Origin of the sequence: Actinophytocola glycyrrhizae (assembly GCF_042653545.1) — a bacterium.
Taxonomy (GTDB): Bacteria; Actinomycetota; Actinomycetes; order Mycobacteriales; family Pseudonocardiaceae; genus Actinophytocola; species Actinophytocola glycyrrhizae.
Genome location: NZ_JBHSIS010000007.1, coordinates 1 through 22,442 on the forward strand (window position 1 = coordinate 1; position 22,442 = coordinate 22,442).

At 70.8% G+C, this 22,442-nt stretch carries 23 protein-coding genes; 13 read left to right on the top strand and 10 right to left on the bottom strand.

All coding sequences use genetic code 11. The features are described 5' to 3' along the window. Window positions 1-101: 101 nt before the first annotated feature. From ACFPCV_RS15960 to ACFPCV_RS16005, 10 genes are all read left to right on the top strand, one after another. Complete coding sequence (locus ACFPCV_RS15960) at window positions 102-557, top strand: nitroreductase family deazaflavin-dependent oxidoreductase (protein ID WP_378056956.1); 456 nt, start codon at window positions 102-104, stop codon at window positions 555-557. A gap of 123 nt (window positions 558-680) precedes the next feature. Further along, entirely contained in the window at window positions 681-1,403 is a 723-nt protein-coding gene (locus tag ACFPCV_RS15965) for a hypothetical protein (RefSeq protein WP_378056957.1), read from the top strand. An 87-nt stretch (window positions 1,404-1,490) separates the two neighbouring features. Continuing rightward, on the top strand, window positions 1,491-2,177 hold the full coding sequence (locus ACFPCV_RS15970; protein ID WP_378056958.1) for a DUF6529 family protein: 687 nt from the start codon (window positions 1,491-1,493) through the stop codon (window positions 2,175-2,177). Beyond that, on the top strand, window positions 2,177-2,980 hold the full coding sequence (locus ACFPCV_RS15975; RefSeq protein WP_378056959.1) for a Rieske 2Fe-2S domain-containing protein: 804 nt from the start codon (window positions 2,177-2,179) through the stop codon (window positions 2,978-2,980). The genes ACFPCV_RS15970 and ACFPCV_RS15975 overlap by 1 nt, the downstream gene beginning before the upstream one ends. 94 nt (window positions 2,981-3,074) lie before the next feature. Beyond that, on the top strand, window positions 3,075-3,623 hold the full coding sequence (locus ACFPCV_RS15980; RefSeq protein ID WP_378057450.1) for a sigma-70 family RNA polymerase sigma factor: 549 nt from the start codon (window positions 3,075-3,077) through the stop codon (window positions 3,621-3,623). Further along, a complete protein-coding gene (locus tag ACFPCV_RS15985) occupies window positions 3,620-4,318 on the top strand; it encodes an anti-sigma factor family protein (RefSeq protein WP_378056960.1) in 699 nt (232 codons plus the stop codon). The genes ACFPCV_RS15980 and ACFPCV_RS15985 overlap by 4 nt, the downstream gene beginning before the upstream one ends. Before the next feature lie 455 nt (window positions 4,319-4,773). After that, window positions 4,774-5,502: a DUF4142 domain-containing protein gene (locus ACFPCV_RS15990; protein WP_378056961.1), complete on the top strand. Its 729-nt coding sequence runs from the start codon at window positions 4,774-4,776 to the stop codon at window positions 5,500-5,502. Further along, window positions 5,499-6,338, top strand: coding sequence for a ferredoxin (locus ACFPCV_RS15995; RefSeq protein WP_378056962.1), 840 nt, complete (start codon window positions 5,499-5,501; stop codon window positions 6,336-6,338). The genes ACFPCV_RS15990 and ACFPCV_RS15995 overlap by 4 nt, the downstream gene beginning before the upstream one ends. After that, window positions 6,335-9,268 (top strand): FAD-dependent oxidoreductase, encoded by a 2,934-nt coding sequence (locus ACFPCV_RS16000; protein ID WP_378056963.1) that lies wholly within the window; start codon window positions 6,335-6,337, stop codon window positions 9,266-9,268. The genes ACFPCV_RS15995 and ACFPCV_RS16000 overlap by 4 nt, the downstream gene beginning before the upstream one ends. 225 nt (window positions 9,269-9,493) lie before the next feature. Further along, window positions 9,494-10,792: an acyl-CoA dehydrogenase family protein gene (locus ACFPCV_RS16005; protein ID WP_378056964.1), complete on the top strand. Its 1,299-nt coding sequence runs from the start codon at window positions 9,494-9,496 to the stop codon at window positions 10,790-10,792. 28 nt (window positions 10,793-10,820) lie between these two features. Here the strand turns inward: ACFPCV_RS16005 and ACFPCV_RS16010 are convergent, their stop codons facing one another. From ACFPCV_RS16010 to ACFPCV_RS16035, 6 genes are all read right to left on the bottom strand, one after another. Then, the gene (locus tag ACFPCV_RS16010) at window positions 10,821-11,387 is read right to left on the bottom strand and encodes a GAF domain-containing protein (RefSeq protein WP_378056965.1); all 567 of its coding nucleotides are present in this window, start codon (window positions 11,385-11,387) and stop codon (window positions 10,821-10,823) included. Further along, window positions 11,384-11,992: a GTP-binding protein gene (locus ACFPCV_RS16015; RefSeq protein ID WP_378056966.1), complete on the bottom strand. Its 609-nt coding sequence runs from the start codon at window positions 11,990-11,992 to the stop codon at window positions 11,384-11,386. The genes ACFPCV_RS16010 and ACFPCV_RS16015 overlap by 4 nt, the downstream gene beginning before the upstream one ends. After that, window positions 11,970-12,344, bottom strand: coding sequence for a DUF742 domain-containing protein (locus ACFPCV_RS16020; protein ID WP_378056967.1), 375 nt, complete (start codon window positions 12,342-12,344; stop codon window positions 11,970-11,972). The genes ACFPCV_RS16015 and ACFPCV_RS16020 overlap by 23 nt, the downstream gene beginning before the upstream one ends. Before the next feature lie 2 nt (window positions 12,345-12,346). Beyond that, the gene (locus ACFPCV_RS16025; protein ID WP_378056968.1) at window positions 12,347-12,775 is read right to left on the bottom strand and encodes a roadblock/LC7 domain-containing protein; all 429 of its coding nucleotides are present in this window, start codon (window positions 12,773-12,775) and stop codon (window positions 12,347-12,349) included. Then, window positions 12,760-14,490: a sensor histidine kinase gene (locus tag ACFPCV_RS16030; protein WP_378056969.1), complete on the bottom strand. Its 1,731-nt coding sequence runs from the start codon at window positions 14,488-14,490 to the stop codon at window positions 12,760-12,762. Before ACFPCV_RS16030 ends, ACFPCV_RS16025 begins: the two co-directional genes overlap by 16 nt. Window positions 14,491-14,688: 198 nt before the next feature. Further along, the gene (locus ACFPCV_RS16035) at window positions 14,689-15,783 is read right to left on the bottom strand and encodes a J domain-containing protein (RefSeq protein WP_378056970.1); all 1,095 of its coding nucleotides are present in this window, start codon (window positions 15,781-15,783) and stop codon (window positions 14,689-14,691) included. Window positions 15,784-15,935: 152 nt separating this feature from the next. Between ACFPCV_RS16035 and ACFPCV_RS16040 the strand changes: the two genes are divergently transcribed. Next, complete coding sequence (locus ACFPCV_RS16040; RefSeq protein ID WP_378056971.1) at window positions 15,936-16,304, top strand: DUF427 domain-containing protein; 369 nt, start codon at window positions 15,936-15,938, stop codon at window positions 16,302-16,304. Here the strand turns inward: ACFPCV_RS16040 and ACFPCV_RS16045 are convergent. Beyond that, window positions 16,291-17,097 (bottom strand): alpha/beta fold hydrolase, encoded by an 807-nt coding sequence (locus ACFPCV_RS16045; protein ID WP_378056972.1) that lies wholly within the window; start codon window positions 17,095-17,097, stop codon window positions 16,291-16,293. The genes ACFPCV_RS16040 and ACFPCV_RS16045 overlap by 14 nt on opposite strands. Window positions 17,098-17,130: 33 nt before the next feature. On the opposite strand from ACFPCV_RS16045, the gene ACFPCV_RS16050 reads away from it, so the two are divergent. Beyond that, a complete protein-coding gene (locus ACFPCV_RS16050; protein ID WP_378056973.1) occupies window positions 17,131-17,760 on the top strand; it encodes a DUF4230 domain-containing protein in 630 nt (209 codons plus the stop codon). Window positions 17,761-18,175: 415 nt separating this feature from the next. Here the strand turns inward: ACFPCV_RS16050 and ACFPCV_RS16055 are convergent, their stop codons facing one another. Then, window positions 18,176-19,396, bottom strand: coding sequence for a YncE family protein (locus tag ACFPCV_RS16055; RefSeq protein ID WP_378056974.1), 1,221 nt, complete (start codon window positions 19,394-19,396; stop codon window positions 18,176-18,178). A gap of 134 nt (window positions 19,397-19,530) precedes the next feature. Here ACFPCV_RS16055 and ACFPCV_RS16060 point away from each other — a divergent pair, with 134 nt between their 5' ends. Beyond that, on the top strand, window positions 19,531-20,625 hold the full coding sequence (locus ACFPCV_RS16060) for a PucR family transcriptional regulator (RefSeq protein ID WP_378056975.1): 1,095 nt from the start codon (window positions 19,531-19,533) through the stop codon (window positions 20,623-20,625). Between the two features lie 70 nt (window positions 20,626-20,695). Here ACFPCV_RS16060 and ACFPCV_RS16065 read toward each other — a convergent pair whose 3' ends face one another. Together ACFPCV_RS16065 and ACFPCV_RS16070 are read right to left on the bottom strand one after the other, a co-directional pair. Further along, window positions 20,696-21,415: an SDR family oxidoreductase gene (locus tag ACFPCV_RS16065; protein ID WP_378056976.1), complete on the bottom strand. Its 720-nt coding sequence runs from the start codon at window positions 21,413-21,415 to the stop codon at window positions 20,696-20,698. A 71-nt stretch (window positions 21,416-21,486) separates the two neighbouring features. Next, window positions 21,487-22,293: a helix-turn-helix transcriptional regulator gene (locus tag ACFPCV_RS16070; RefSeq protein WP_378056977.1), complete on the bottom strand. Its 807-nt coding sequence runs from the start codon at window positions 22,291-22,293 to the stop codon at window positions 21,487-21,489. Window positions 22,294-22,442: the final 149 nt, after the last annotated feature.

Below are 22,442 nucleotides of genomic sequence, written 5' to 3' on the forward strand. Positions count from 1 at the left end.
CCGCCGAAGAGATCCTCGAGTCACTCGCCCGATTTTGTAGGCGAATTTCCGGCGCGGGACACTAGCGTCGCGACATCGAGCCGACCGACCGGAGGCAAGTCATGGCAGAGAAGACACAGCGCACACCCGGTACCCCCGGCGCGTTCTCGCGGTGGATGCAGCAGAAGGCGAACGCCCGCATCTGCCGCAAGATCCGGCGTGGCAAAGGCGGGTTCATGGGCATGGACGTCCTGATACTCAACACAGTCGGCCGCCGCAGCGGGCAGCGGAGGGAAACCCCGGTGGCGTGGTTCGCCGACGGCGAGGACGCCCGGCTGATCGTCGCGTCCGGCGGCGGGAGCAGGCACCCGGACTGGCACGCGAACCTGATGGCGCGCCCCGGCAGCGCGACGATCGAGCTGCCCGGCGGCGAAGCCGTCCCGGTGACACCGCACCGGCTCGACGGCGCCGACCGCGAACAGGCGTGGCAGCGGATCACCGCCGCCCAGCCCCGGCTCGCGAAGTACCAGGACAAGTCCGACCGGAGGTACCCGGTCATCCGCCTCATCCCGAGGTGAGGCAGCCGGAACCGCCCGCGAACCTGCCCGGAAAGCCGACTGAACCGGGCCACCGACCCGTACGTGTATGCACCGAGCGGGTTGGTGGCTCATCGTCGGCACACGCACGGACAGGAGAAGGTCATGGCGCAGCGCGGTCCGCTGGTCACAGCGGTCGTCGTGGTGGGCGGTCTCGTCGGTCTCATGACGGCCAACGCCTCCGGCGGTCTCGTCACCGCGGGCAACACCACGCCGGACCAGGAGAACGTCGCGGCGACCGGCACCACAGCGCCTGTCACCACCACAGAACCCCCTGCGCCGCCGGTCACCACGACCGAGCCGCCGCCGCCACCCGCCTCGACGACCACCGAGCCACCCGCGCCGCGCAAGCCCGCGTTCCCCGCCGAGGCGGTCTACGCCGGCCGCGCTGCCGACAGCCCGCTCGCGATCGCGGTCGCGGTGAAGGGCGACGAGGCCGCCGCCTACCTGTGCGACGGCGCGAACGTCGAGTCGTGGCTCAAGGGCACGGCGAGCGAGGGCACGCTCGAACTGAAGTCCAAGGACGGCGCCACGACGCTGACCGGTGAGCTGGTCGGCGCGAACCTCAACGGCACGATCACGGTCGCCGGGCAGCCCCAGCAGTTCAGCATCGCACCGGCGTCCGCACCGGCCGGGCTGTACCGCGGCGATGGCGACGCGACCACGCTCGGCTGGATCCTCCTGCCCGACGGCACGCAGGTCGGCATCGCCCGTTCCGCGTCCGGCACCGCACCCGCGCCGCCGCTCGACCCGGCGAAGGGCGCGGTGACGGTCCGCGGCGAACGGGTCGGCGCCGAGAAGGTCTCCGGGCAGACCAGGTTCGGCTGAGCCGCGATCTCCGGTTCCGCGGGGGAACCGGGGCATGCGACAGAGGGTGCCGGGGTGCTGTGCCCCGGCAGCACGAAGGAGATTCCGATGACCACGCGACCGCCTGAGCTGCCCGACTTCGGGCCGACCGGACCGCCGCTCGACTCCGACCTCACCCAGCCCGTGCCTTCGCACTGGCTCAACGAGACCGCGACCAACGTCGCGCCGGTGGTGTTCGACGACGAGGACGACTACCGGGACCCCGTGAACGTCCGCGGTGTCGTCGGCGCGCTGGCGATCGGTGCGCTCGTCGCCGTCGTCATGGGGGTGTACTGCAGCACGCACGAACCCACCGGCGAGGCGCTGAACCTCGCGGGCTTCTCCGACGGCATCCACGCCAAGGCGTGGCTGGGTTCCGTCGCGTTCGTGCTCGCGATCGTCCAGGTCCTGTCCGCCATGGCGATGTGGGGCAGGCTGCCCGGCTTCGAAGCGGGCCGCGGCACCGCGGTCCTGCACCGCTGGTCCGGCCGGGTCGCGGTGGTCGTGTCGCTGCCGGTCGCCGCGCACTGCCTGTACGCACTGGGATTCCAGGCCTTCGACACCAGGGTGCTGCTGCACTCGTTGTTCGGCTGCTTCTTCTACGGCCTGTTCGTCTGCAAGATGGTTCTCCTCACCCGCTCCCGCACCCCCGGTTGGGTGGTGCCCGTCGCCGGCGCGGCCGTGTTCACCGCGCTCGTCGTCCTGTGGGTGACGTCCTCCCTCTGGTTCTTCTCCGAGTTCGGGGTGAGTCTCTGATGAGTCACGAGATCCCCCGCCGCGCCGCGGTGGGGTTCGCTGTCGTGGGCGCCGCCTGTGCCGCGTGCACCCGGTACGGTGCGCCCGCCGCGCAACCCGAGACGCGCACGACCCCCGACGCGCCACCCCAGCTGCTCGGCAAGGCCATCGACGTGCCGGTCAACGGCGGCGTCGTGTTCCGGGACCAGAAGCTCGTGGTGACCCAGCCCGCCGAGGGCGAGTTCAGGGGGTTCTCCGCCGTGTGCCCGCACCAGGGCTGCATCGTCGACAACGTCGCCGCGGGCACCATCAACTGTGACTGCCACGGCAGCAAGTTCGCGCTCGACGGGTCGGTCACCACCGGGCCCGCGACGCGGCCGCTGCCCCCGGTCGAGGTCAGCGTCAACGAACGAGGCGACCTCGTCACGGGCACGACGGAACCGGGGACGACGGAACCGGGGACGACGGAACCGGGGACGACGGAACCGGGGACGACGGAACCGCCCGCGCCACCCGAGCAGGCGCCGACCACCGGCGCGCCGGAAGGGCTCGCGTCGACGGGGGACATCCCGGTCGGCGGTGGTGCGGTGTTCCAGGCCGAGCAGGTCGTGATCACACAGCCCTCGCCGGGCGAGTTCCGCGCGTACTCCGCCGTGTGCACCCACCAGGGCTGCCTCGTCAACGAGGTCGCGGGCGGCACCATCAACTGCGACTGCCACGGCAGCAAGTTCGCGCTCGACGGATCCGTGTCGCAGGGACCCGCCTCCGCACCCCTGCCCCCCGTTGCCGTTAAGGTGACCGGGGATCAGATCTCGTTGGCATGAACCGAACTCGGTTCACAACCGTGTTCCAGTCGTGAGCGAAGTTGCGTCAAGTACCCTGCTCATCGACCGGCCACTCGGGCAGGTGATGGCGGCCGTGGCAATGATCGGCAGACGTTCCCGGCGCACCCGCGCCGCGAACCCGGCCGAGGACCTGATCAAGTCCCTCTACGCCGAACACGGCCGGAGCCTGCTCGACTACGCGACCCGGCTGACCGGCGACCGCGCCGCGGCCGAGGACGTCGTGCAGGAAACCCTGCTGCGGGCGTGGAAACACGCCGACGCGCTGCAGTCCGGCGTCGGTTCCGTGCGCGGCTGGCTCCTGACCGTGGCCCGCAACCTCGTCACCGACCGGGCCCGCGCCCGCGCCGCCCGGCCGACCGAGGTCAACCAGCCCGTCGACGTGCCTGCCGCACAGCGCGACCACGCCGACGCCGTCGTCGACACCATGACCGTCATGGGTGCGCTGGAGGGCCTGTCGCCGGAGCACAGGGCGGTGCTCGTGGAGGTGTACTACCGGGGCCGGACGGTGAACGAGACCGCCGCCGTGCTCGGGATAGCTCCCGGTACCGTGAAATCGAGGACGTATCACGCGGTCCGCGCGCTGCGGGCGACGCTTGGCCATTCGGGGGAGGTGCGCCGATGACCGGTCCGGTGCACGACCGGGCTCAGCTCGGCGCGTACGCACTCGGCGCACTCGACCCGGTCGAGGCACGGCAGGTGCACGAGCACCTGACCACCTGCGTGGACTGCCAGCGCGAGGTCAACGAGCTGATGATGATCCGGCGCGCACTGGACCAGGTGCCCCCGGAGGCGTTCGTCGACGGTCCACCCGAGAACGGCGATCTGCTGCTGCGGCGCACGCTGCGCCAGGTCCGCACGGAGACACCGGAGGCACCGCGCCGCCGCCTGTCGGCCGGGTTCGCGGTCGCGGCCGCCGTCGCGGTGGCCGTCGCACTGGGCGGCGGTGTCCTGCTCGGCCGCGAGACCGTGTCCACACCGGTCGCCCAGTCCCCGACGTCCACCCTGCCGTCCAACGCCCGCCTCGCGGCGGCCACCGACCCCGGCACCGGCACCTCGATGAACATCGCGATGGAGCCGAGGAAGGGCTGGGTCTGGGTCAACGCGAACGTGCGGGGCCTTGCCGCGGGACTGCACTGCGAGATGTACGTGGTCGCCGAGAACGGCGAGGAGATCCTGGCCGGTGGCTGGCTGGTGTCCGAGGAGGGCTCGGCGAACGGCACCGACCTGGAAGGCACCGCCCTGATCGAACCGGACCAGGTGCGTGCCATCGAGATCCGCACTCAGGACGGTCAGACGATGGTCTCCGTCCCACTCTGACCCATCCCGCTCCGCCCCGGCGCGTCCGCAGAGACGGGTGCCCTGAAAGGCGCGTTCAGGGCGCTCAGCGCCCTGAACGCGCCTTTCAGGGCATTGGGCATGCGTCCTGGCCGGGTGGTGGTGTGACCCACGTCACACATCTCCGGGTTGGTGATCTGAACGTTGCCACCGTTACCAAACGTATATACGGGTAGCACCTGCAACGAGGCGTGCCCGCGAGAAAAATCTTGACGCGGCTTTATCGTTCTGATATCTACTGCAGAGGAGTTCATCCATGAGGATGCCGAGCTCTAGAGTTGCCGGGCTCGCTGTACTGGCAACCATCTCCGCGCTCCTCCTTGGTGGCTGTCAACTGCGCGAAGGTGCGGGCAGCGAGTACGGCGACATACAAGGCATGTGGAAATCGGCTGCGCAATTCGGAATGGGACAAAACTGAGTCGCGGGCGAAGACAACCATGCGACACAGAATTGTTCGCTGGACCGTTGCCGTGTTCCTCGTGGTCCTCGGCGCCGCCTGCCCCGCGGTGGGTGTCGCGATGGCGAGCGCGAGTCAGGCGGCTCAGCCCGGCCAGCAACGTGCCCAGCAGCCCATCTCCGACCTGGACCGCGAGTTCCTCACGGTGATCCGCTTCGCCAACCTGTGGGAGATTCCCATGGGCAAGCTCGCGGCCGAGCGGGGCAACTCCCAGGCGGTCCGCGACACCGGCGCCGTCCTGGCCGCCGACCACACCAAGCTCGACGTCGCGGTGAAGGAGCTCGCTGGCCGGTTCGGTGTGCGGCTGCCCGACAAGCCCTCGTCGTCGACGCAGGGGTGGATGAACGAGATCTCGGCCAAGACCGGCGACGACTTCGACAGCACGTTCGCCGATCGGCTGCGTGCCGCGCACGGCACGGTGTTCGGGCTGATCGCCGAGGTGCGGTCGGGGACCCGCGACCCGGTCATCCGTGACTTCGCCACCCAGGCCAACGAGATCGTGATGAAGCACATGACCCTGCTGGAGGGCACCGGGCACGTCAGCGCCGAGCACGGCATGTTCGCCGAGGCCGCGGCCCGTCAGACCAGCTATCCGGAGAACACGTTGACACGTGGCGACCTACTGCTCGCAGGTGTCGTCGCCGTCCTGATGATGGCGGCCACCATCGGCATCGTGCGGACCTTCAGCGCACCCGGACCCGCGGAATGATCGCGATCGCACTGCCACAGCACGACATCGGTGTCCGCGAGGTCGCCGCCCTGTCGGCGCGGGCCTCCTACGTCTTCATGTGCCTGACGCTCTGCTGGGGCGTGCTCACCGCCACCGGCTGGATCAAACGGCTCACCGGGCACCAGGCCATCCGCTCCGCGCACATGATCCTCGCGGTCTTCACGCTCGCGACCGGCATCACGCACGCGATCGTGTTCCTGCTGCTGCGGGAACAGGGCCTCGACGTCTTCGGCATCACGGTGCCCTTCACCGGCAAGCTCCGGCACGCGCTCGGCATCCTCGGTCTCGAGATCATGCTGGCGATCACCGTCACCACCGGCATGCGGCGGTTCATCCGCTACCGCAACTGGCTGCGGTTCCACCAGTTCGCCTACGTCGCGGTCGGCATGGTGGTCGTGCACTCGTGGTTCGGCGCCATCGCCAACGGCCACCTCGCACTGCTGTGGCTCGGTGGCATCACGGTGCTGACCCCGGCGGTGACACTGACCGCGCTGCGGTTCCTCCCGCCGAAGCTGCTGATCCGCGCCGGGCTGCTCGCGGCGGCACCGGCCACCACCGGCACCCAGCTCGCGGTGGTCGAGCCGCCGCCACCCGGCCCGCGCGTCGGGAGGAAGGTGCAGGTCAGCGTGGACAACCAGCGCTGCAAGCGGTACGGCATCTGCCAGGCGGAGTCGCCGCAGCTGTTCCAGCTCATGGAAGACGGACGACTGCGCTACGTCCGTGACCCCGACACAGACAGCCGCGCGCAGGCGCAGGCGGCGGCCCGGTCCTGCCCCATGCAGGCCATCCAGTTGCAGGAGGTACGCACCCGATGAACCGGGACGAACGGATCGTCGTGGTCGGCGCCGGCCTGACCGGTCTGCGGACCGCGGAACGGCTGCGCGAGCTCAAGTTCGAGGGCGAGATCATGCTCCTCGGTGACGAGAAGCTGCCGCCGTACCACCGGCCCGCACTGTCCAAGCAGCTGCTCATGGGCACGCTGCGGTCGAGCGACCTCACCCTGCCCGCGTACGAGGACCTCAACGCGAAGTGGCGGTTCGGCACGCAGGTCCGGCAGCTGGTGCCGCACAACAAGGTGCTGCACCTGCCAGGCGGCGAGGAGCTGACCTACGACGGTCTCGTCATCGCGACCGGCGTGGAAGCCAAGCGCCCCAACGACCTCCCGTACTACGACCCGCGCGTGCTCGTGCTGCGCACCATGGCCGACGGGCTGGAACTCGAACGCGTCATCGGGTCCACGAAGGGCCGGGTCGCGGTCGTCGGTGGCGGGTTCACCGGCTGCGAGATCGCGGCGAGCCTGCGGCACCTGTCCCGCGAGGTGACGCTCATCGGCCGCCAGGACACCCTGCTCGGCAACGTGCTCGGCCCGGAGCTCGGCGAGTGGCTGACCAACCTGCACCGCGACCACGGCGTCGACCTGGCGCTGGGCAACTCGGTGCAGGAGTGGTCGCCGGGGCCCGAGGGCATCGGCCTGCGGCTGACCGACGGCACCACGCTGCTCGCGTCGTGCGTCGTGGTCGCGGCGGGCACCGTGCCGCTCACCGGCTGGCTGCGTGGTTCGGGTCTGCCGCTGGACAACGGCGTCGTCTGCGAACCGACGTGCCACGTGGTCGGCGCGGAGGACGTCGTCGCCGCCGGTGACGTGGCCCAGTGGCCGAACCTGCGGTTCGACAACGTGCCAAGGCGCGTCGAACACTGGCTGAACGCGGTCGAGATGGGCCGTGCGGCCGCGGAGAGCCTGCTCGCCGGCCGCGGCGCGGCGGAGCCGTTCACGCCGATGCCGCGGTTCTGGACCGAGCAGTACGGCGTCCGCATCCAGGCGGCCGGGATGCCGAAGCTGGGCAAGGACATCATCACGCTCGGCACCCCCGACGAGGGCACCGGCACCGTGTACGGGTACTCCAAGGAAGGCCGCCTGATGGGCGTGGTCGGCCTGGACTGCCCGTCGTCGGTGCTGGCGTGGACCGACAGCGTGAGCAGACAGAACCCCGCGCCGCGCAGGAGCACACCCGTCGAGCAGGCACCCGCGGTCGCCGTCGGCGGCGGCGCGGCGAAGCGTGGCAAGGGGCGGCATTCCCTGCCGGCCAAGGGCAAGCAGCGCCAGCGCGAGGAGAAGCGCGAACACGAGATCGCGTACGTGGAGGAGCCACCGCACGAGGTCGGCGTCGGTACGGGCCAGGTCCCCGCGGGACGGCCCAAGAGCGTGGTCGACTCGTTCAGCCGGATGCTGCCGGTGAAGGTCCGGCAGCCGCGCGGCGGCCCGGTGCCACCACCGCCCGGCACCCCGGTGCCGCCCGGTGCGCGGTCGAACGGTGCGCCGGTGCCACCGCCTCCCGCCGCGCGGTCGAACGGGATGGCGACGCCGCCGCCGGGCACGCCGGTGATCGGCACGCCGGTGCCGCCGCCCGGGACGCCGGTGCCGCCGCCGGTGCCGCCGTCCGGCCCCCCGCACTTCGGTGCGCCGTCGAACGGGAGCGGCCGGGTCGCGCCCCCGCAGTTCCGCGCCGCGGGCCCGCCGGAGCCGCTGAGCGGCAGGCTGGCCGCGGAGGAGGCCCTCGCGATCGACGTGACCGGCCAGATGGCACTCCTCGACGCGAACGGGCACGTCCGCCCACCGGAGTTCCACGACCCGATGTCCGGTCCCGCCACCATGGTCGAGGGCATGCCACCCGCCACGGGCGCCGCCATGCCACCGGCCCGCCGCGGTTCGGACGGGTCGTTCGCCCACGGCCCCGTCGACCCCTTCGCCGCACCACTGACCGGACGCGGCCCGTCCGACTCGTTCGGCGCCATGTCACCCGCACGCGGTGGTCCGTCGGATTCGTTCGGTGCACTGCCGCCGGTGCGACGGAGCGGGGTGGGTTCTTCCGGTGGCATGCCTCCCGCAGGTGGTGGTCCGGCGGATTCGTTCGGCGCGCTGCCGCCGGTGCGACGCGGCGGGGTGGGCTCTTCCGGCGGTACCCCGCCAGCCCGGCGCGGCGCATCGGATTCCGTTGGTGCGCTGCCTCCGGTGCGTCGTGGTGGCGAGGATTCGTTCGGTGCGCTGCCCCCGGTCCGGCGTGACGCCGAGGCGTCGTTCGGCGGGCTGCCGCCCGTTCGTCGTGGTGGCGAGGACTCGTTCGGTGCGCTGCCGCCGGTGCGTCGGGGTGCTGAGGGCTCGTTCGGTGCGCTGCCGCCTGCCGGGCGGGGTGGCGGGGATTCGTTCGGTGGCACGCCCCCCGCGCGGCGTGGTGAGGACCTGGGCGGGCTGCCGCCAGCCCGGCGCGGCGCGGCGGACTCCTTCGACGCCATGCCGCCGGTTCGGCGGGCGGTGAACACGCGGCCCCCGCGTGGTTCCGGCGGGGCGTTCGGGCGCGGTACCGCCCGAGGGCCGGAGGACCCCTTCGCGCCACTGGACGAGTCACCCGATCGGACGCCTCCGATCAGCGGGAGTGCCGACGAGACCATCGTCGAGGGGATGCCACCCGCGTCCCGGCACCGCACCGGTGGACCGACCAACGGGGGCCGTGCCGCACGGCGGCGGGCCGAGGAACGGCTCTCCCGCACGATGGATCCCGCCCTCAGCAGCATCCGGCTCGCGCCCGCCCTGCCGAGTGTGGACGACACGTTCGACCGGCTGCCCAAACACAGCAGGCCCGACGACGACTACCTGGTCCGGCCCCGTCCAGGGCCGGAGGACTCCTACGACCGGATGCCCGCGGTCGAGCGCCCGGTTCGGTCTTCGGGAGGCCGGCGGCGCGCCTGACCTTCCCCTCCACCGGCCGCGTGTCACCCGACGAGACGGGTGGCACGCGGTCTGTCCTTTGTGGATGATTACGGTGCGCGATAGCGATGACTGTTCGTAGTCGCGCGTTATCCTCGTCACCATGAAGGTGGTACCGCTGAGGGAGTGTCAGTGGCAAGGTTGTGCCCCGAACACAACCATAGGGGAGTTCGCGTTGATTTGTGACGAAACGGCGGAGGCCGTCCAGTGACCACCGCAACCCGAACGACCAGCTATTTCACCACGGTGCAGCACGAACTGCTGCGTGCCCAGGTTCGGGACTTCGCCGAGGCGAAGGTCGCGCCGCGGGTCGGTGACATGGAGGCGGCCAAGGCCGTCCACGTGGAGCTGTCCCGCCTGATCGCTCAGCAAGGGTGGCTGGGCGTCACAATCGACCCCAGATATGGGGGAATGGGCCTCGGGCACCTCGCCAAGACGATCATCATCGAGGAGTTGTCGCGGGTCAGCGGCGCCATGGGCGCGATGGTCCAGGCCTCTCAGCTCGGGGTCGCGAAGATTCTCCACTTCGGCAGTGAGAAGCAGAAACGCCGCTGGTTGCCCATGATCAGCGACGGTCGCTGCATGCCGACCATCGCCGTGACGGAACCTGAATCCGGCGGGCATGTTCTCGGTATGTCCGCTACCGCCGAACGGGTGAGAAACGAGTATTTCCTCAACGGCAGGAAAGTGTTCGTCGGGAACAGTCACGTCGGTGACCTGCACGGGGTGGTGGTCCGCACCGGACCGGGCTCGCGTGGATTGTCCGCGTTCCTCGTGGAATCGACGGCACCCGGTCTGTCACTCGCCCGCCACCAGCCGACGATGGGACTGCACGGGTTCAGCTTCGGTGAGCTGATCTTCGAGAACTGCCGCGTCCCGGCGGAGAACCTGCTCGGCTCCGAAGGGGACGGTCTCGCCGTCGCCTACTCGTCGAGCGTCCTCTATGGACGGCCGAACCTCACCGCGGTGTCGCTCGGCATCCACCGCGCGATCGTCGAGCAGACCGTCGAATTCGCTACCGCACAGCGCAGGTACGGTGCACCGCTCGCCGATCTTCCCACGGTCAAACAGAAACTGGGCCAGATGCAGTCCCAGCTGATGACCGCGCGGCTGGCCGCCTACCACGCGGCGCACCTACTCGACGAGGGCAGGTCGTGTGACGCCGAACTGATCAGCGCCAAGCTGCTCAACGTCGAGTCCTCTTTGGACAGCGCGCGCACCGCGATGGAGGTGCACGCGGCCTACGGGCTCTACCCCGACAGCAACATCGAGCGCTTCCTGCGCGACGCCAACCACATCTACGCACCGGCCGGCACGTCGGACGTCCAGCGGATCCGGCTGGCGGAGGTGGCGCTCGGCACCTACCGGGAACAGTGGTCGGCGCGGTTCTCCGAGCAGCTCCGCGCGAGCAGCGGGCTGCTCAACGGAGTGGCCCGCGCCGCCGACGAGCCCGTCATCGACGCCGAGGACGGCGACACGTCCCCGTCCCGCTGGTGGCGCCGGTAGCGGGGTGACCGTCCGGCGCCACCCACCGTCACTGCTCGCGGCGGTGGATCAGGTCCACGACCTCGGCGGCCAACGACTTGATCATCTCCAGGCCGGGCCTGCCCCAGGTGCTCTCCTCCGTGTTCACCACGCAGATCGTGCCGAGCGCGGTGCCGGTGCGGTCGATCAGCGGCGCACCCATGTACGCGCGCACGCCGATCGAGTTCACCACCGGGTTGACCGCGAACCTCGGGTACGCGCACACGTCGTCGAGCACCAAAGCCTTGCGCCGCACCACGACGTGCGGGCAGTAGCCGTGCTCACGCGACATCGTCCGCCCCGGCGTCGCGCGGGACGCCGAGGACGCCGCCTCCAGCGCGTCCGCCTTCGCACTGTCCGGGCCGTACAGTCCGGCGAAGTACTGCTCCTCGTCGCCGACGAAGTTGACCATCGCGTACGGCGCGTTCGCCGCCGCGGCCAGCCGGGCAGCGAACCTGTCGAACTCCGGGTCCGGCCGGTCGCCGAGCCCAAGCTGCGCGAGCCGGGCGAGGCGCTGCGGGATCTCGGGGTCGTGCGGCGCCTTCAACAGTCGCTGGTCGAGGATGTCGTGGTTCATGACTGGTGGCTCCGAATCATCGGGGGAGTGGCGGCACGGAACGTCGCCAGGACGGACTCGAGCAGGGTGATCAGCACCGTGCTCGCCGAATGGGTCTTGCGTGCGTCACACCGGACGAGCGGCACGTGCGGCTTCAACGCCAGCGCCTGCCGCACCTCCTCGTCCTGGTAGTGGTACCCGCCCTCGAACTCGTTGAGCGCCACCAGGAACCGGATGTCGCGCCGCTCGAAGAACTCGACCGCACCGAAGCAGTCGGCGAGCCTGCGGGTGTCGGCGAGCACCACCGCGCCGAGCGCGCCCCTGGACAGCTCGTCCCACATGAACCAGAAGCGGTCCTGGCCGGGCGTGCCGAACAGGTAGAGCACGAGGTTCTTGTCGGAGAAGGAAAGGCGGCCGAAGTCCATCGCCACCGTGGTGGTCGACTTGCTCTCGACCCCGGCGACGCTGTCGGTCGCGACGCTGGCCGCGGTCAGTGTCTCCTCTGTGGTCAGTGGCTCGATCTCGCTCACCGCGCCGACGAACGTCGTCTTGCCGACGCCGAAACCGCCCGCGACGAGGATCTTGACCTGGATGGGGAACAGCTCAGACGAACCGTCGGAGGCCATCAATCACCGCCTCCAGAATGGCTGGGTCGTTGGAGTAGGAGTTCTCCGGCGCGAACTTCGCGATCACCGCGCCGAGTTCGATCAGGTCGGAAAGGACCACCTTCGTGACGGTCACCGGCCGGTGCAGCAGCGCGGCCACCTCCGCGACCGACGTGGGGGACGTGCACAGCTCCAGTGCCTTGGAGTGCTCGACCCCGAGCTGGTTCTTCCTGACCATGCCACTGCCGGTCGCCCGCACCAGCGACATCAGGTCGAGCGGGGTGCTCGGCTGGGTCCTTCCACTGGTCATGGCGTACGGGCGTACACCGAACAGGTCGGGGTCGTCGGCGGTGGCCTCGTCCGGACCTCTCATCGTCAACGAGTTCCATTGCCCTGATGCGCGCCCTGGTGGGCGACGTGGTAGCGCGACGGGGTCACGAGCACGGCCGGCACCTGGGTGCACAGGCGCTGCATCTCGTAGCTGAGGATGCCGGCGTCGACCTCACGGGCCGCGAGCACCGCCAGCACACTGCCCGCACTCGCCGCGGTCACGAACAGGATGATCTCGTTGAGCTCGGTGATCACCTGCCGGACGCCGTCGGCGCCGTCCTCGGAGAACTTCTTGCCGACCTGGTTGGCGAGCGAACACATGCTGCTCGCGAGCGCCGCGAGCCGGTCCGCGCCGTCGATGTCGAGGCCGTACCAGTACTTCGGAATGCCGTCCACCGACAGCAACAGCGCGCTGTGCGTGTCGGGTACCGCCTCAACCAGCCGGCGGAGCAGCCAGTTCAGGTCGTCGGCCATGTCGTGGAGTCTCCTCTGTTCGTCGCTTCACGGTTCTGCTCCGCGAGCCAGTGGTCCCGGCCCGCCTGGACGGTCTTCATGAGGTTGGTGTTGTGGCCAGGAACCGGCGTGGTCACCTGCGGCGGCTCGAGCAGCTCCTCCCGCAGGTGGCTGCCCTTGCGCTGCGGCAGCGGCGGCGGCGTGTCACCGCTGACGGCGGCCGGGTCGGCGAGCTTGGCGGCGTCCTCGGGGGAGATCCCGCCCGCGCCACCGGAACGGAGGTCGTCGTAGGAGCGGCCAGGGGCACGCACGGGCAGCCTGGGCAGCTCCTGCTCGCCCCCTGCCCGGTTGTCGGTCCTGCTGTCGGCCCTGCCGCCAGTGGCGGGCTCGGTGGCCGGGTGGCGGTTGGCGGTCGGGCGGATCGGGCCGAGGCCGGGGGTCGAGGCACTGCCGGCGGCGGTGGGTATCGGCAGCGGTGCCGGCACCGGCTCGCTCCTGGGGGTCGGGGACGGCATCGGCGATGGCTTCGGCACCGACGGCAGCGACGGCGACGACGCGCTCGCCGCGGCCGCGACGAGCTGCTCACGCTTCTGCGGCACGGGCTGCGGCACCTGCTTGGCCACGGAAGGTGGCTGCGCGCGGTGCCGGGCGTCCTTCTTGGGCTCCGGCGCGGTCAGCAGCTGCGGCGGGATCACCACGGCGGCCGCGATGCCGCCGAAGATGTTGGACTGGAGGCGGACGCGGATGTCGTGCCGGCGTGCCAGCTCACGGACCACGGCGAGGCCGATGCGGCCGTCCTCCAGCAGCTCGCTGATGTCGATGCGGGTCGAGCCGTCGAGCAGGTGGTTGATGCGCTCCAGGTCCTCGTAGCTCATGCCGAGGCCGCGGTCCTGCACCTCGATCGCGAGGCCCGCGGTCACCTTCTGCGCGCGGACCTCGACCTTCGGGCCGTCCGGCGAGGTGAAGCGGGTCGCGTTCTCCAGCAGCTCGGCGAGCAGGTGGATGATCTCGGCGACCGCGTGGCCGTGGATCTCCACGTCCTCGACCGGCACGATCGCGATCTGCCGGTAGTGCTCGGCCTCGGACACCGCGGCGAGCAGCACGGCGTACACGCTGACCGGCTTGGTCGACCTGCGCTGCGGCGACTCGCCGCCCAGCACGGCCAGGTTCTCGCCCTGCCGCCTGGCCAGCGTGAACAGGTGGTCGATCTCGTAGAGGCCGTCGAGGAGCTCCGGGTCCTCGTTGTCCTGCTCCAGCTCGTCGATCCGCTTGATGGCGCGGTTGATGAGCGACTGCAGGCGCCGCGCCAGCTTGACGAACACCTCGCGGCGCTGGCCGGGGTCGTCGGTGAGCACCATCTGGCCGTCGCCGGGCTGCGACCACAGCGGCGCTGGCTCCGGCGCGCGGGGGACCATCTCGACCGCCCGCTGCTCCTGGACACGTGGTTCCACCGTGAGCGGTTGTGGTGGGGGCATCGGGGCCCTGGGCTGCGCCGGTCTGCGGGCCAGCGGCGTGACCTGCCGGACCGCGGACATCGCCATGAGGACCGCGACGAGCACCGCGACCACACATCCCGCGACGACGCCGACCGACACCGCGAGCGCGCGGGCGTCGTTGGTGGCGATCATCAGCACACCGGCACCGCCGCCGAGCACGACGAAGGTCAGGAGGAACAACCCGATGTGCAGGAGTCTGGTCTGCAGGCGCTCGATGCCGTCCGCATAGGCGGTCTGCATGTCGTTCTCCACCCGTAAACCCCAGGGCGGGGTAGGCGTCTCAGACATCGGGTCCTTCCTGTGCGAGGAGGAGGCAACACGAACCGACGCACGTCGAGCCGGAAAGCGCAGCAGATGCTACCGCAAACGGACTAGTGGACTTTGGCCCTGTGCTTGGAACTCCGGGTTACCACACTCCATCGTGCGCATGTCCGCAGTTCAGCCGGGTGACGTGACCTGGCGCAGCAGTGTCGAGAAAATTTCGCGGTCCACAGTGGACGGATCGATGGCCAGCCAGCCGCCGATCTCGCGGACGAACCGCTCCGGTGTGTACGCGAGACCGTCGCCGACAGTGATCGCCCCTGCTCGGGCGGGGTAGATGAGCAGCGCGCCACGGATCTCCGCGTCCGGCAGCAGTGCTCGGTAGGCGGCGAGCCGCTCCGGCAGCCGGACGCTGCCGCCGCGGAACGGATGTCCGTTGCGCAGCACGGCACCCGAGTCGGCCACCTCGTAGTGCCCTGGCAGCCACGACTCCGACTCGACGAGCACCAGCCTGCGCCCGCACAGCACCGCGTGGTCGAGGTCGGCGAACACGGAGCCCTCCTCCGCGGCGAGGCCGTGACAGATCCGGACGCCGGGAATCCTGGCCAGGTACCGTGCCAGCAGGTCCGCGGTCAACCGTTCCGCGACCTCGTCCTCCTCGACGCCCGGTGAACCGAACACCGTCCGGTTTCCGAACGCGTTGGTGAATTCCCGGTCGACCCGTTGTGCCGCAAGGTGTCTTCGTCCGCATTCGAGCGCCGCGCCGCCGCCTGTCAGCAGGAACACGAGCACCAGCCACGCGGGTGCACCGAGGAGAGCTGTTGCTAGCACAAGAAAAGCGGTCGCGCCAGCCGCCATCAGTGTGACCGTCCGGCCGGGACCGTTCCTCGGTTCGAGCACCACGCGACGCACCCTGCGCACCTCGTCCCACCAGGGGACCGTGGCGGGCTCGATGACCGGCAGCGTCGGCACGTGCGGTGCCCGCGGCCGTGGCCGCCGCTGCCGGACCGGCTCCGGTGGCGGCTCCGGCTCGTCGTCCGGCTCGTCCTCGCCCTCGTCGTAGTAGTCGTCGCCCTGGTCGTAGCCCGCGCGCCGCTCGGGATCGGCGAGGGTGTCGTAGGCCTCCCGGAGCAGCCGGAACGCGCCCGCGGTGCCGCCCGTGTCGGGGTGCATGGCCTTGGCGAGCGCCCGGTACGCGGACCTGATCTCGGCGGTCGACGCGTCTGGCGCCACGCCGAGCAGCTCGTAGTAGTCGATCCCGCGCACCAACACCGCCGTTCGTCAGGTTCCCGCGCGGCACAAGGTTAAGGCCGGTGCGCGGGAGGCGGGCAGGAGGTGGCCCCGGCGTCACCACATCGGTGGAACGCGGAACAACGACGGCCCGCCGGGACTTGACACGGGTAGAACCCGACGAAAGGTGATCCATGTCCCGTGAGATCAAGACACCAGGTCCCGACCACCCCATCACCGTCGGGAAGAACCCGGCACGGGTGATGGTCAAGGTCGGTGACCAGGTCGTGGCGGACACCACGGCGGCGCTCGTGCTCCAGGAGTCGAACTACCCGCCTGCGCAGTACATCCCGATCGCGGACGTCGACCCCGCCGCCATCACCCCGACCGACACCAGCACGTACTGCCCGTACAAGGGCGACGCGAGCTACTACACCCTGGTCACGGGGGACGGCGAGCTGGCAGACGCCGTGTGGACCTACCGCGAGCCCTACCCCGCGGTCGCCGAGATCGCAGGCCACGTGGCCTTCTACCCGAACAAGGTCGAGATCACCCAGAGCTGAGCCGCAACCACGCCAGTGCCTGTCGGGCGTGGTCCAGCACCGAGATGTGCCCTTCCCCCGGCACGAGCCGCAGCTCGGCGCCGGGGATGTGGCGTGCCAGCCATTCGCTGTGCGCCGCGGGGACCATGATGTCGTCGCGGCCGTGCATGAGCAGGGTCTTCGCCGTGATCGCGGCCGGGCCGAAGCCCCACGGGCCCGCGTAGGCGAGGTCGTCGTCGACCGGCGCGTGCCGGTCGCCTGCCAGCGCCGGGCCGACGACCTCGCCGAACCACGACCACGTGCCCGCCAATGCCGCCCAGTCGGCCGGGGTGAAGTCCGGGTCGCCCGGTTCGACCTGCTCACGGGCCGCGCGGCCGGTCGCCGCGGCGCGCAGGGTCGCCGCGCTGTTCGGGCCCATGCCGGCGAACCAGTCGAGCCCGGCCGCGCCGAACGGGGCCAGGCAGGAGATCGCGGCCACCGCCCGCACCCGCCCGGGCAGCAGCGCGGCGCACGCGAGTGCGTGCGGACCACCACCCGAATGGCCCAGCAGGGCGAAGGTGTCGACACCGAGCGCGTCCGCGACCACCTCGGCGTCCTCGGCGGCGGACGCGATGTCGCGGCCGGGACGAGCCGATGATCCGCCGTATCGCGGACGGTCGTAGGACACCCAGCGCAATCCTGGTTCGAAGAGCGGTTCCGGGGGTAGTCCCGTGTTGGGGGTGCCATGGTGCCAGAAGACGACGAGGTCGCCCTGTCCGGTGTCGTACGTGTGCAGCGTTCGCCCGCCGGCAACACGCAGGTCGGTCTCCTTCACGAACCGGCACCCTAGCCGGAACGGGAGGTCATCGTGCCGGACAGTCCACTGTGGAAGGCCGGGCGGCTCGTGCTGGTCGTGGTCGTCGTGGTGGCCGCGCTCATGTGGCTGGTCGCCCAGGTGCCCAAGCTGAACCCGTTCACGACCGAGACCAGGGACCGCACCGGGCCCGCCATGCTCCAGGCGGTCCGCGACCTGAGCCAGTACCACGCCGCGGAGGGCGACTTCCAGGTCGTCGTCGACGTCGAGCACGACGTGGCGTGGGTGCCGGACGTCATCGCCGGGAACCGGACCCTGTTCGTGGCGCGTGGCTCGGTGAGCGCGTACGTCGACCTCGGCACGCTGTCGGACGAGGCGCTCACGGTCGACGAGGAGAAGAAGACCGTGGTGGTCCGCCTCCCCGGCCCGAAGCTCGCGAAGCCGAACATCGACCAGGAACACACCTACCTGTACTCGCAGGACCGCGGCGCGTGGGACCGGGTCAAGTCGCTGTTCGAGGAGACCGACCAGCGCGAGTTCTACCTGCTGGCCGAGAAGCGGATCGGGGACGCCGCCAAGGAGGCCGGGCTGACCACACGCGCGGAACGCAACACCCGGCAGATGCTGACCGGCATCTTCACGTCACTGGGCTACGAGGCGGAGTTCCCGACCGACCGCACGTAGTTGGTGTGAATGGTCGGTCGTCGTGTGCTGGTCGCGTGGTTCCGGTTGGAGTTGTGGGTTTGTCCTCGCCGGACGGGCAGGTCTCGGGGTGGCGAAGGGGCATGTCGGCGGCGGTTTGGGCAGGGAACCCCTATGGGTGGGCTTGCGCCACCGTCGGGGTTGCGTCGGTGCGGGCCCCGCAGCCCGGGTTCGGTGCTGTGAAAGGCGCGTTGACGGCGTGGCAATGCCCTGAACGGCCCATTCACGGCACTCGTTGTGCCGTGAACGCGCCGTCGGGCACCAAAGCCCGGGCGCTACGCGTCCGCCCCGCGAAGCGGGGCCTTGTTCGCGCAATCCCGGCGGTGGCGCAAGCTCACCCGGACCCGACCGCAGCCGAACAACCCTCCGCCAGTGGTTCCGGCACTGGCACGAACCACTAGGGAGTGCCGGTCCAGTCCGCGGGGACGTGGCCGACGCGGACGCGTTGCGGGTGGTCGCCGACCGGCACCGACGCGATCTTGCGGCCCGTCGCGAAGTCGATCGACGTCACCCGGTCCGAGCCGCTCTCGGAGATCACGCACGCGCTACCGTCGCCGGACACCGTTGCCCAGTACGGCTTCGACGCGGTCACCAGCGGTCCCTCCCGCAGCGAGGCCCGGTCGACGACCGTCGCGTAGTCGTCCATCGTCCCGGCCACGCACAGCTTCGTCCCCGCCGGGTTGATCGACATGCCGTGGTGGCGGGAGTCGTTGATCCACGTCGTGCGGTCCTCGCTGGTCGCGGGGTTCTTCGGCAGCGTCTTGTCCCGCGTGATGCGGTCGGTCGCCACGTCGTACTCGAGGAACCCGTTGTAGAACGACACCTGGAAGTACAGTTTCGACTCGTCGGGCGTGAACACGGCGGGGCGCACTGCGTCGGACAGGTCGCGGCGGCCGAACGCGTCGAGGCGTTGCCGCATGTCGACCACCCGGACCTGGTCGAACGTGGTCGCGTCGGCGATCGTGATGCGGCGGTCGCCCTTCGTCCAGTCCAGTGCCGGGGCGTCGAGCGCGGTGTTGACCTCGCCGATGGAGGAGTTCCACACGTACCGGCCGCCGTCGGTGAACACGTTCTCGTGCGGCTTGTCGCCGGTGCGGAACGAACCGAGCTGGCGGCCGGTCACGATGTCCAGCACGTGCACGGTGTTCGACGTGGACGCGGAGACGGCGACCTTCCTGCCGTCCGGTGAGACCGCCATGTGGTCGGCGCGGAAGCCCGACACCGGGAACCGCCAGTTCACGCCGCCGTCGACGAGATCGATCGACACGACGTCGGCGAAGCTGGGCCGCGAAACGACGACCGCGGATCCGTCCGGCGTGGTGTACATGTCGTCGACGAACTGGTCGTGGCCCTCGCCGACGGTCTCCCGGATGCCGAGGAAGAACGCGAGCTTCACGGGGTTGAGGTAGATCTCGCGCAGCCGCTCGTCCTTGTCCGGGATGACGTCGATGCGCCCGATCTTCGTGAGGTCGGGCGTCGACGCAACCACGTCGGCCGTGCCCTCCCAGTTGTTGCCGACGATCAGCACCTCCCGCAGCGCCACCGCGGGTGCGGTGGGTGCGAACGCGGTGATCGACACGGCCGCGAGCGCGGCCGCGAGCAGGGGACGCCACTTCATCGGAGCCTCCGAGCAGGGGTGTTACCGTTCAGTAGCTCACAGCAAACCAGTGGTTCACGCGGACGCGGTAGGCGCTGGGCGCCAACGCGTTCCCGGCCGGTTGTGGCTCGCGCACAAGGCGGTGGCTTCGAACGATGAGCGGGGATGTCCTGGGGGTGGTGCTGGCGGCCCTCGCGGCCGACCCGGCCCTTGTCGACGAGGTGGTCACCGCGGCACGGGAGGCGTCGCCGGAGGTCGCGCGCCTGCCGGAGGCGGAGAACCGCCGCCACATCGCGGTCGTGGTCGCCGCCGCCATCGCCGCGGTCGATGACCCGGCCGAACCCGGTGCCGAGGTGTTCGCCGCAGCCGAGGCGCTCGGCGCGGACCGGGCGGCGCAAGGGATCCCCCTGGAGGCGCTGTTATGCGGCGTGCACGCGGGCCGCACCCGTGCCGTCGACATCGCGGTCGCCTGCGGCAGGGACGCGGGTGTCCCGCCACAGGAGATGCTCGACGCGCTCGTGCGGTTCAACCGGTACGCGGGCGCGCTGGAACGGCACGTGATCAGCGGCCACCACCGCGCGGAGCTGACCGCCCGCGACGCGCACACCCACGTGCTGCGCAGGCTGCTGCACGGCGCGGACGTCGCCGACGAGGAGCTCACGCGGGCGGGCCTGCGGCCCGACGGCCGGTACCACTGCGTGCTGACCGACGTGGCCGACCCGGTCCGCGCACGCGAGCTCGAACACCGCCTGACCGGCGCGGGTGGCGTTTTCGGCCTGGTGGAAGGACGTCTGGCCGGGTTGTCGGTCCGCACCCCGGTGCCCGCCGACGTGCCGGACCTGGTGGTCGTCGCCCCGGCCGCCGCGCTGTCCGAGGTCCACACCCGGTACGACCTGTGCCTGACCGCGATCCACGCCGTCCCCGGCCTGCGCGGTGTCCGGCAGCTCACCGAGCTGGCCGGCGAGACCGCGCTCGCCGCGCAACCGGTGCTGGCCGAGTTGCTGGCGGCGGAGTACCTCGGTGCGCTGGACCGCACCGACCCCTTTCACCACCAGCTCGTCTGCACCGGCCGCGCGTACCTCGACCACGGGCAACGTCTTGACCAGACCGCGGAGGCGCTCCACGTGCACCCCAACACGGTCCGGTACCGGCTGGGCAAGCTCGGTGAGCTGACCGGCACCCGCCCGGCCCCGACCACGGTGCCGGAAACCCTGCGCTGGTGGTGGGCCCTGCACACGTGGCTGGGCTGAGCCGGTTTCGCCAGCAACAGCCATCTGTCGCCGAGGGGGTGTTCGACGCGTGGGCGGCAGAGGCGGGGCATCAACGCTGCCGAGCAGGCCGGATCACCATCTCGTTGACGTCCACGTTCGCGGGCTGGGCGATGGCGTACGCGATGGCGTCGGCGATCGCGGACGGCGGGATCGTGTCCGCGCGGTAGCCGCGCATCATCTCCCGCGCGCCTGGCTCGGTGATGGTGTCCGCCAGCTCCGACTCGACGACACCCGGCGACACGGTCGTGACCCGGATGCTCGGGTCCGCCTCCTGGCGCAGTCCCTCGGTGATCGCCCACGCCGCGTACTTCGTCGCGGAGTACACGGCTGCCGTCGGCACCACCTGGTAGGCGGCGATCGACGCGACGGTCACGAAGTGCCCGCCGTGCTGGCGCTGGAAGTGGGGCAGCCCGGCGGCGATCCCGTGCAGCAGGCCGCGCACGTTCACGTCGATCATGCGGTCCCACTCGTCGACGAGCAGTGAGTCCAGCCTGGACAGCGGCATCACGCCCGCGTTGTTGACGATGACGTCGACCCGGCCGTGCCGGGCGACCGCGCCGTCGACGAACGCGGTCATGTCCGCGCGGTCGGTGACGTCCAGCCGGGCCGCGTCGACGGACCCGCCGTCCGCGCGGATCTTGTCCGCCAGCTCGGTGAGCCGGTCCTCCCGCCGCGCGCCGACGACGACGTGGTGCCCGTCGGCCGCGAGGCGCAGGGCGGTGGCCTGGCCGATGCCGCTGCTGGCGCCGGTGACGAGTACGACCTTCATCTCTTCTCCTTGTTTCGTGGCAGGGGGTGGCACGCCACGTGCGGGCACGCGGCGTCGATGTGCGGAACGGGTTACGCGGTGAGGCTGCCCAGCAGGGACAGTGCTTCCGCCGACGCGCTGCCGGGCTCCGCGTGGTAGACGACCAGCTGCTGGCCGGGCGCGCTGTTCACGGTGAACGCCTCGTACGACAGCGTCAGCTCACCCACGAGCGGGTGCCGGAACCGCTTGGTCTCCCGCGTCTTCTGCCTGACGTCGTGGCGGGCCCACAGCCTGCGGAAGTCCGCGCTCTTGACCGACAGCTCACCGACGGTCTCGATCAGCCGGGGATCGTCCTGGTCGAGGCCCGCCGCCGCACGCAGCCCGGCGACGGTGTTGACGGCCACGCGCTCCCAGTCCGGGTAGAAGTCACGCGCGTCGGGGTCGAGGAACACCAGCCGGACCAGGTCGTCGCTGTGGGCGTGGCCCGCGAACAGCGCCGTGCCGAGGTCGTTGCCGGCCAGCACCTCGAGGCACCGGCCCAGCACCACGGCGGGGGTGGCCGTCCAGGCCGCCATCATCCCCGTCAGCGCGGGACTGACCTGCTCCCGCCGCCTGCGCCGCACCCTGGGCCGGGGCCGGGCCAGCTCGTGCAGGTAGGCGGTGGCCTCCTCGTCGAGGGCGAGCGCGTGCGCGAGCGCGTCGACCACCTGCGCCGACGGGTGCCGTTCCCGGCCCTGTTCGAGACGCACGTAGTAGTCGCTGCTCACGCCCGCGAGCGTGGCGACCTCCTCCCGCCGCAGCCCGTTCACCCTGCGTCGTCCGCCCGGCACGAGGTCGACGTCCTCCGGCCGCACCAGCTCGCGCCGCGCCCGCAGGAACGCACCGATCACGTTGTCCATGTGTTCGAGGCTAGCTCCGCGACCAGCGGAAAGGGTGGTCCTGCGACACCCAGGAAACCCGGTCCCACCCGGCCACGGCGGAACCGAAGATCATCGGTGGCAGTCGAACCGGCGCCGAATTTCCCCAGGAGGGGTTTTGGCGGAGCGGA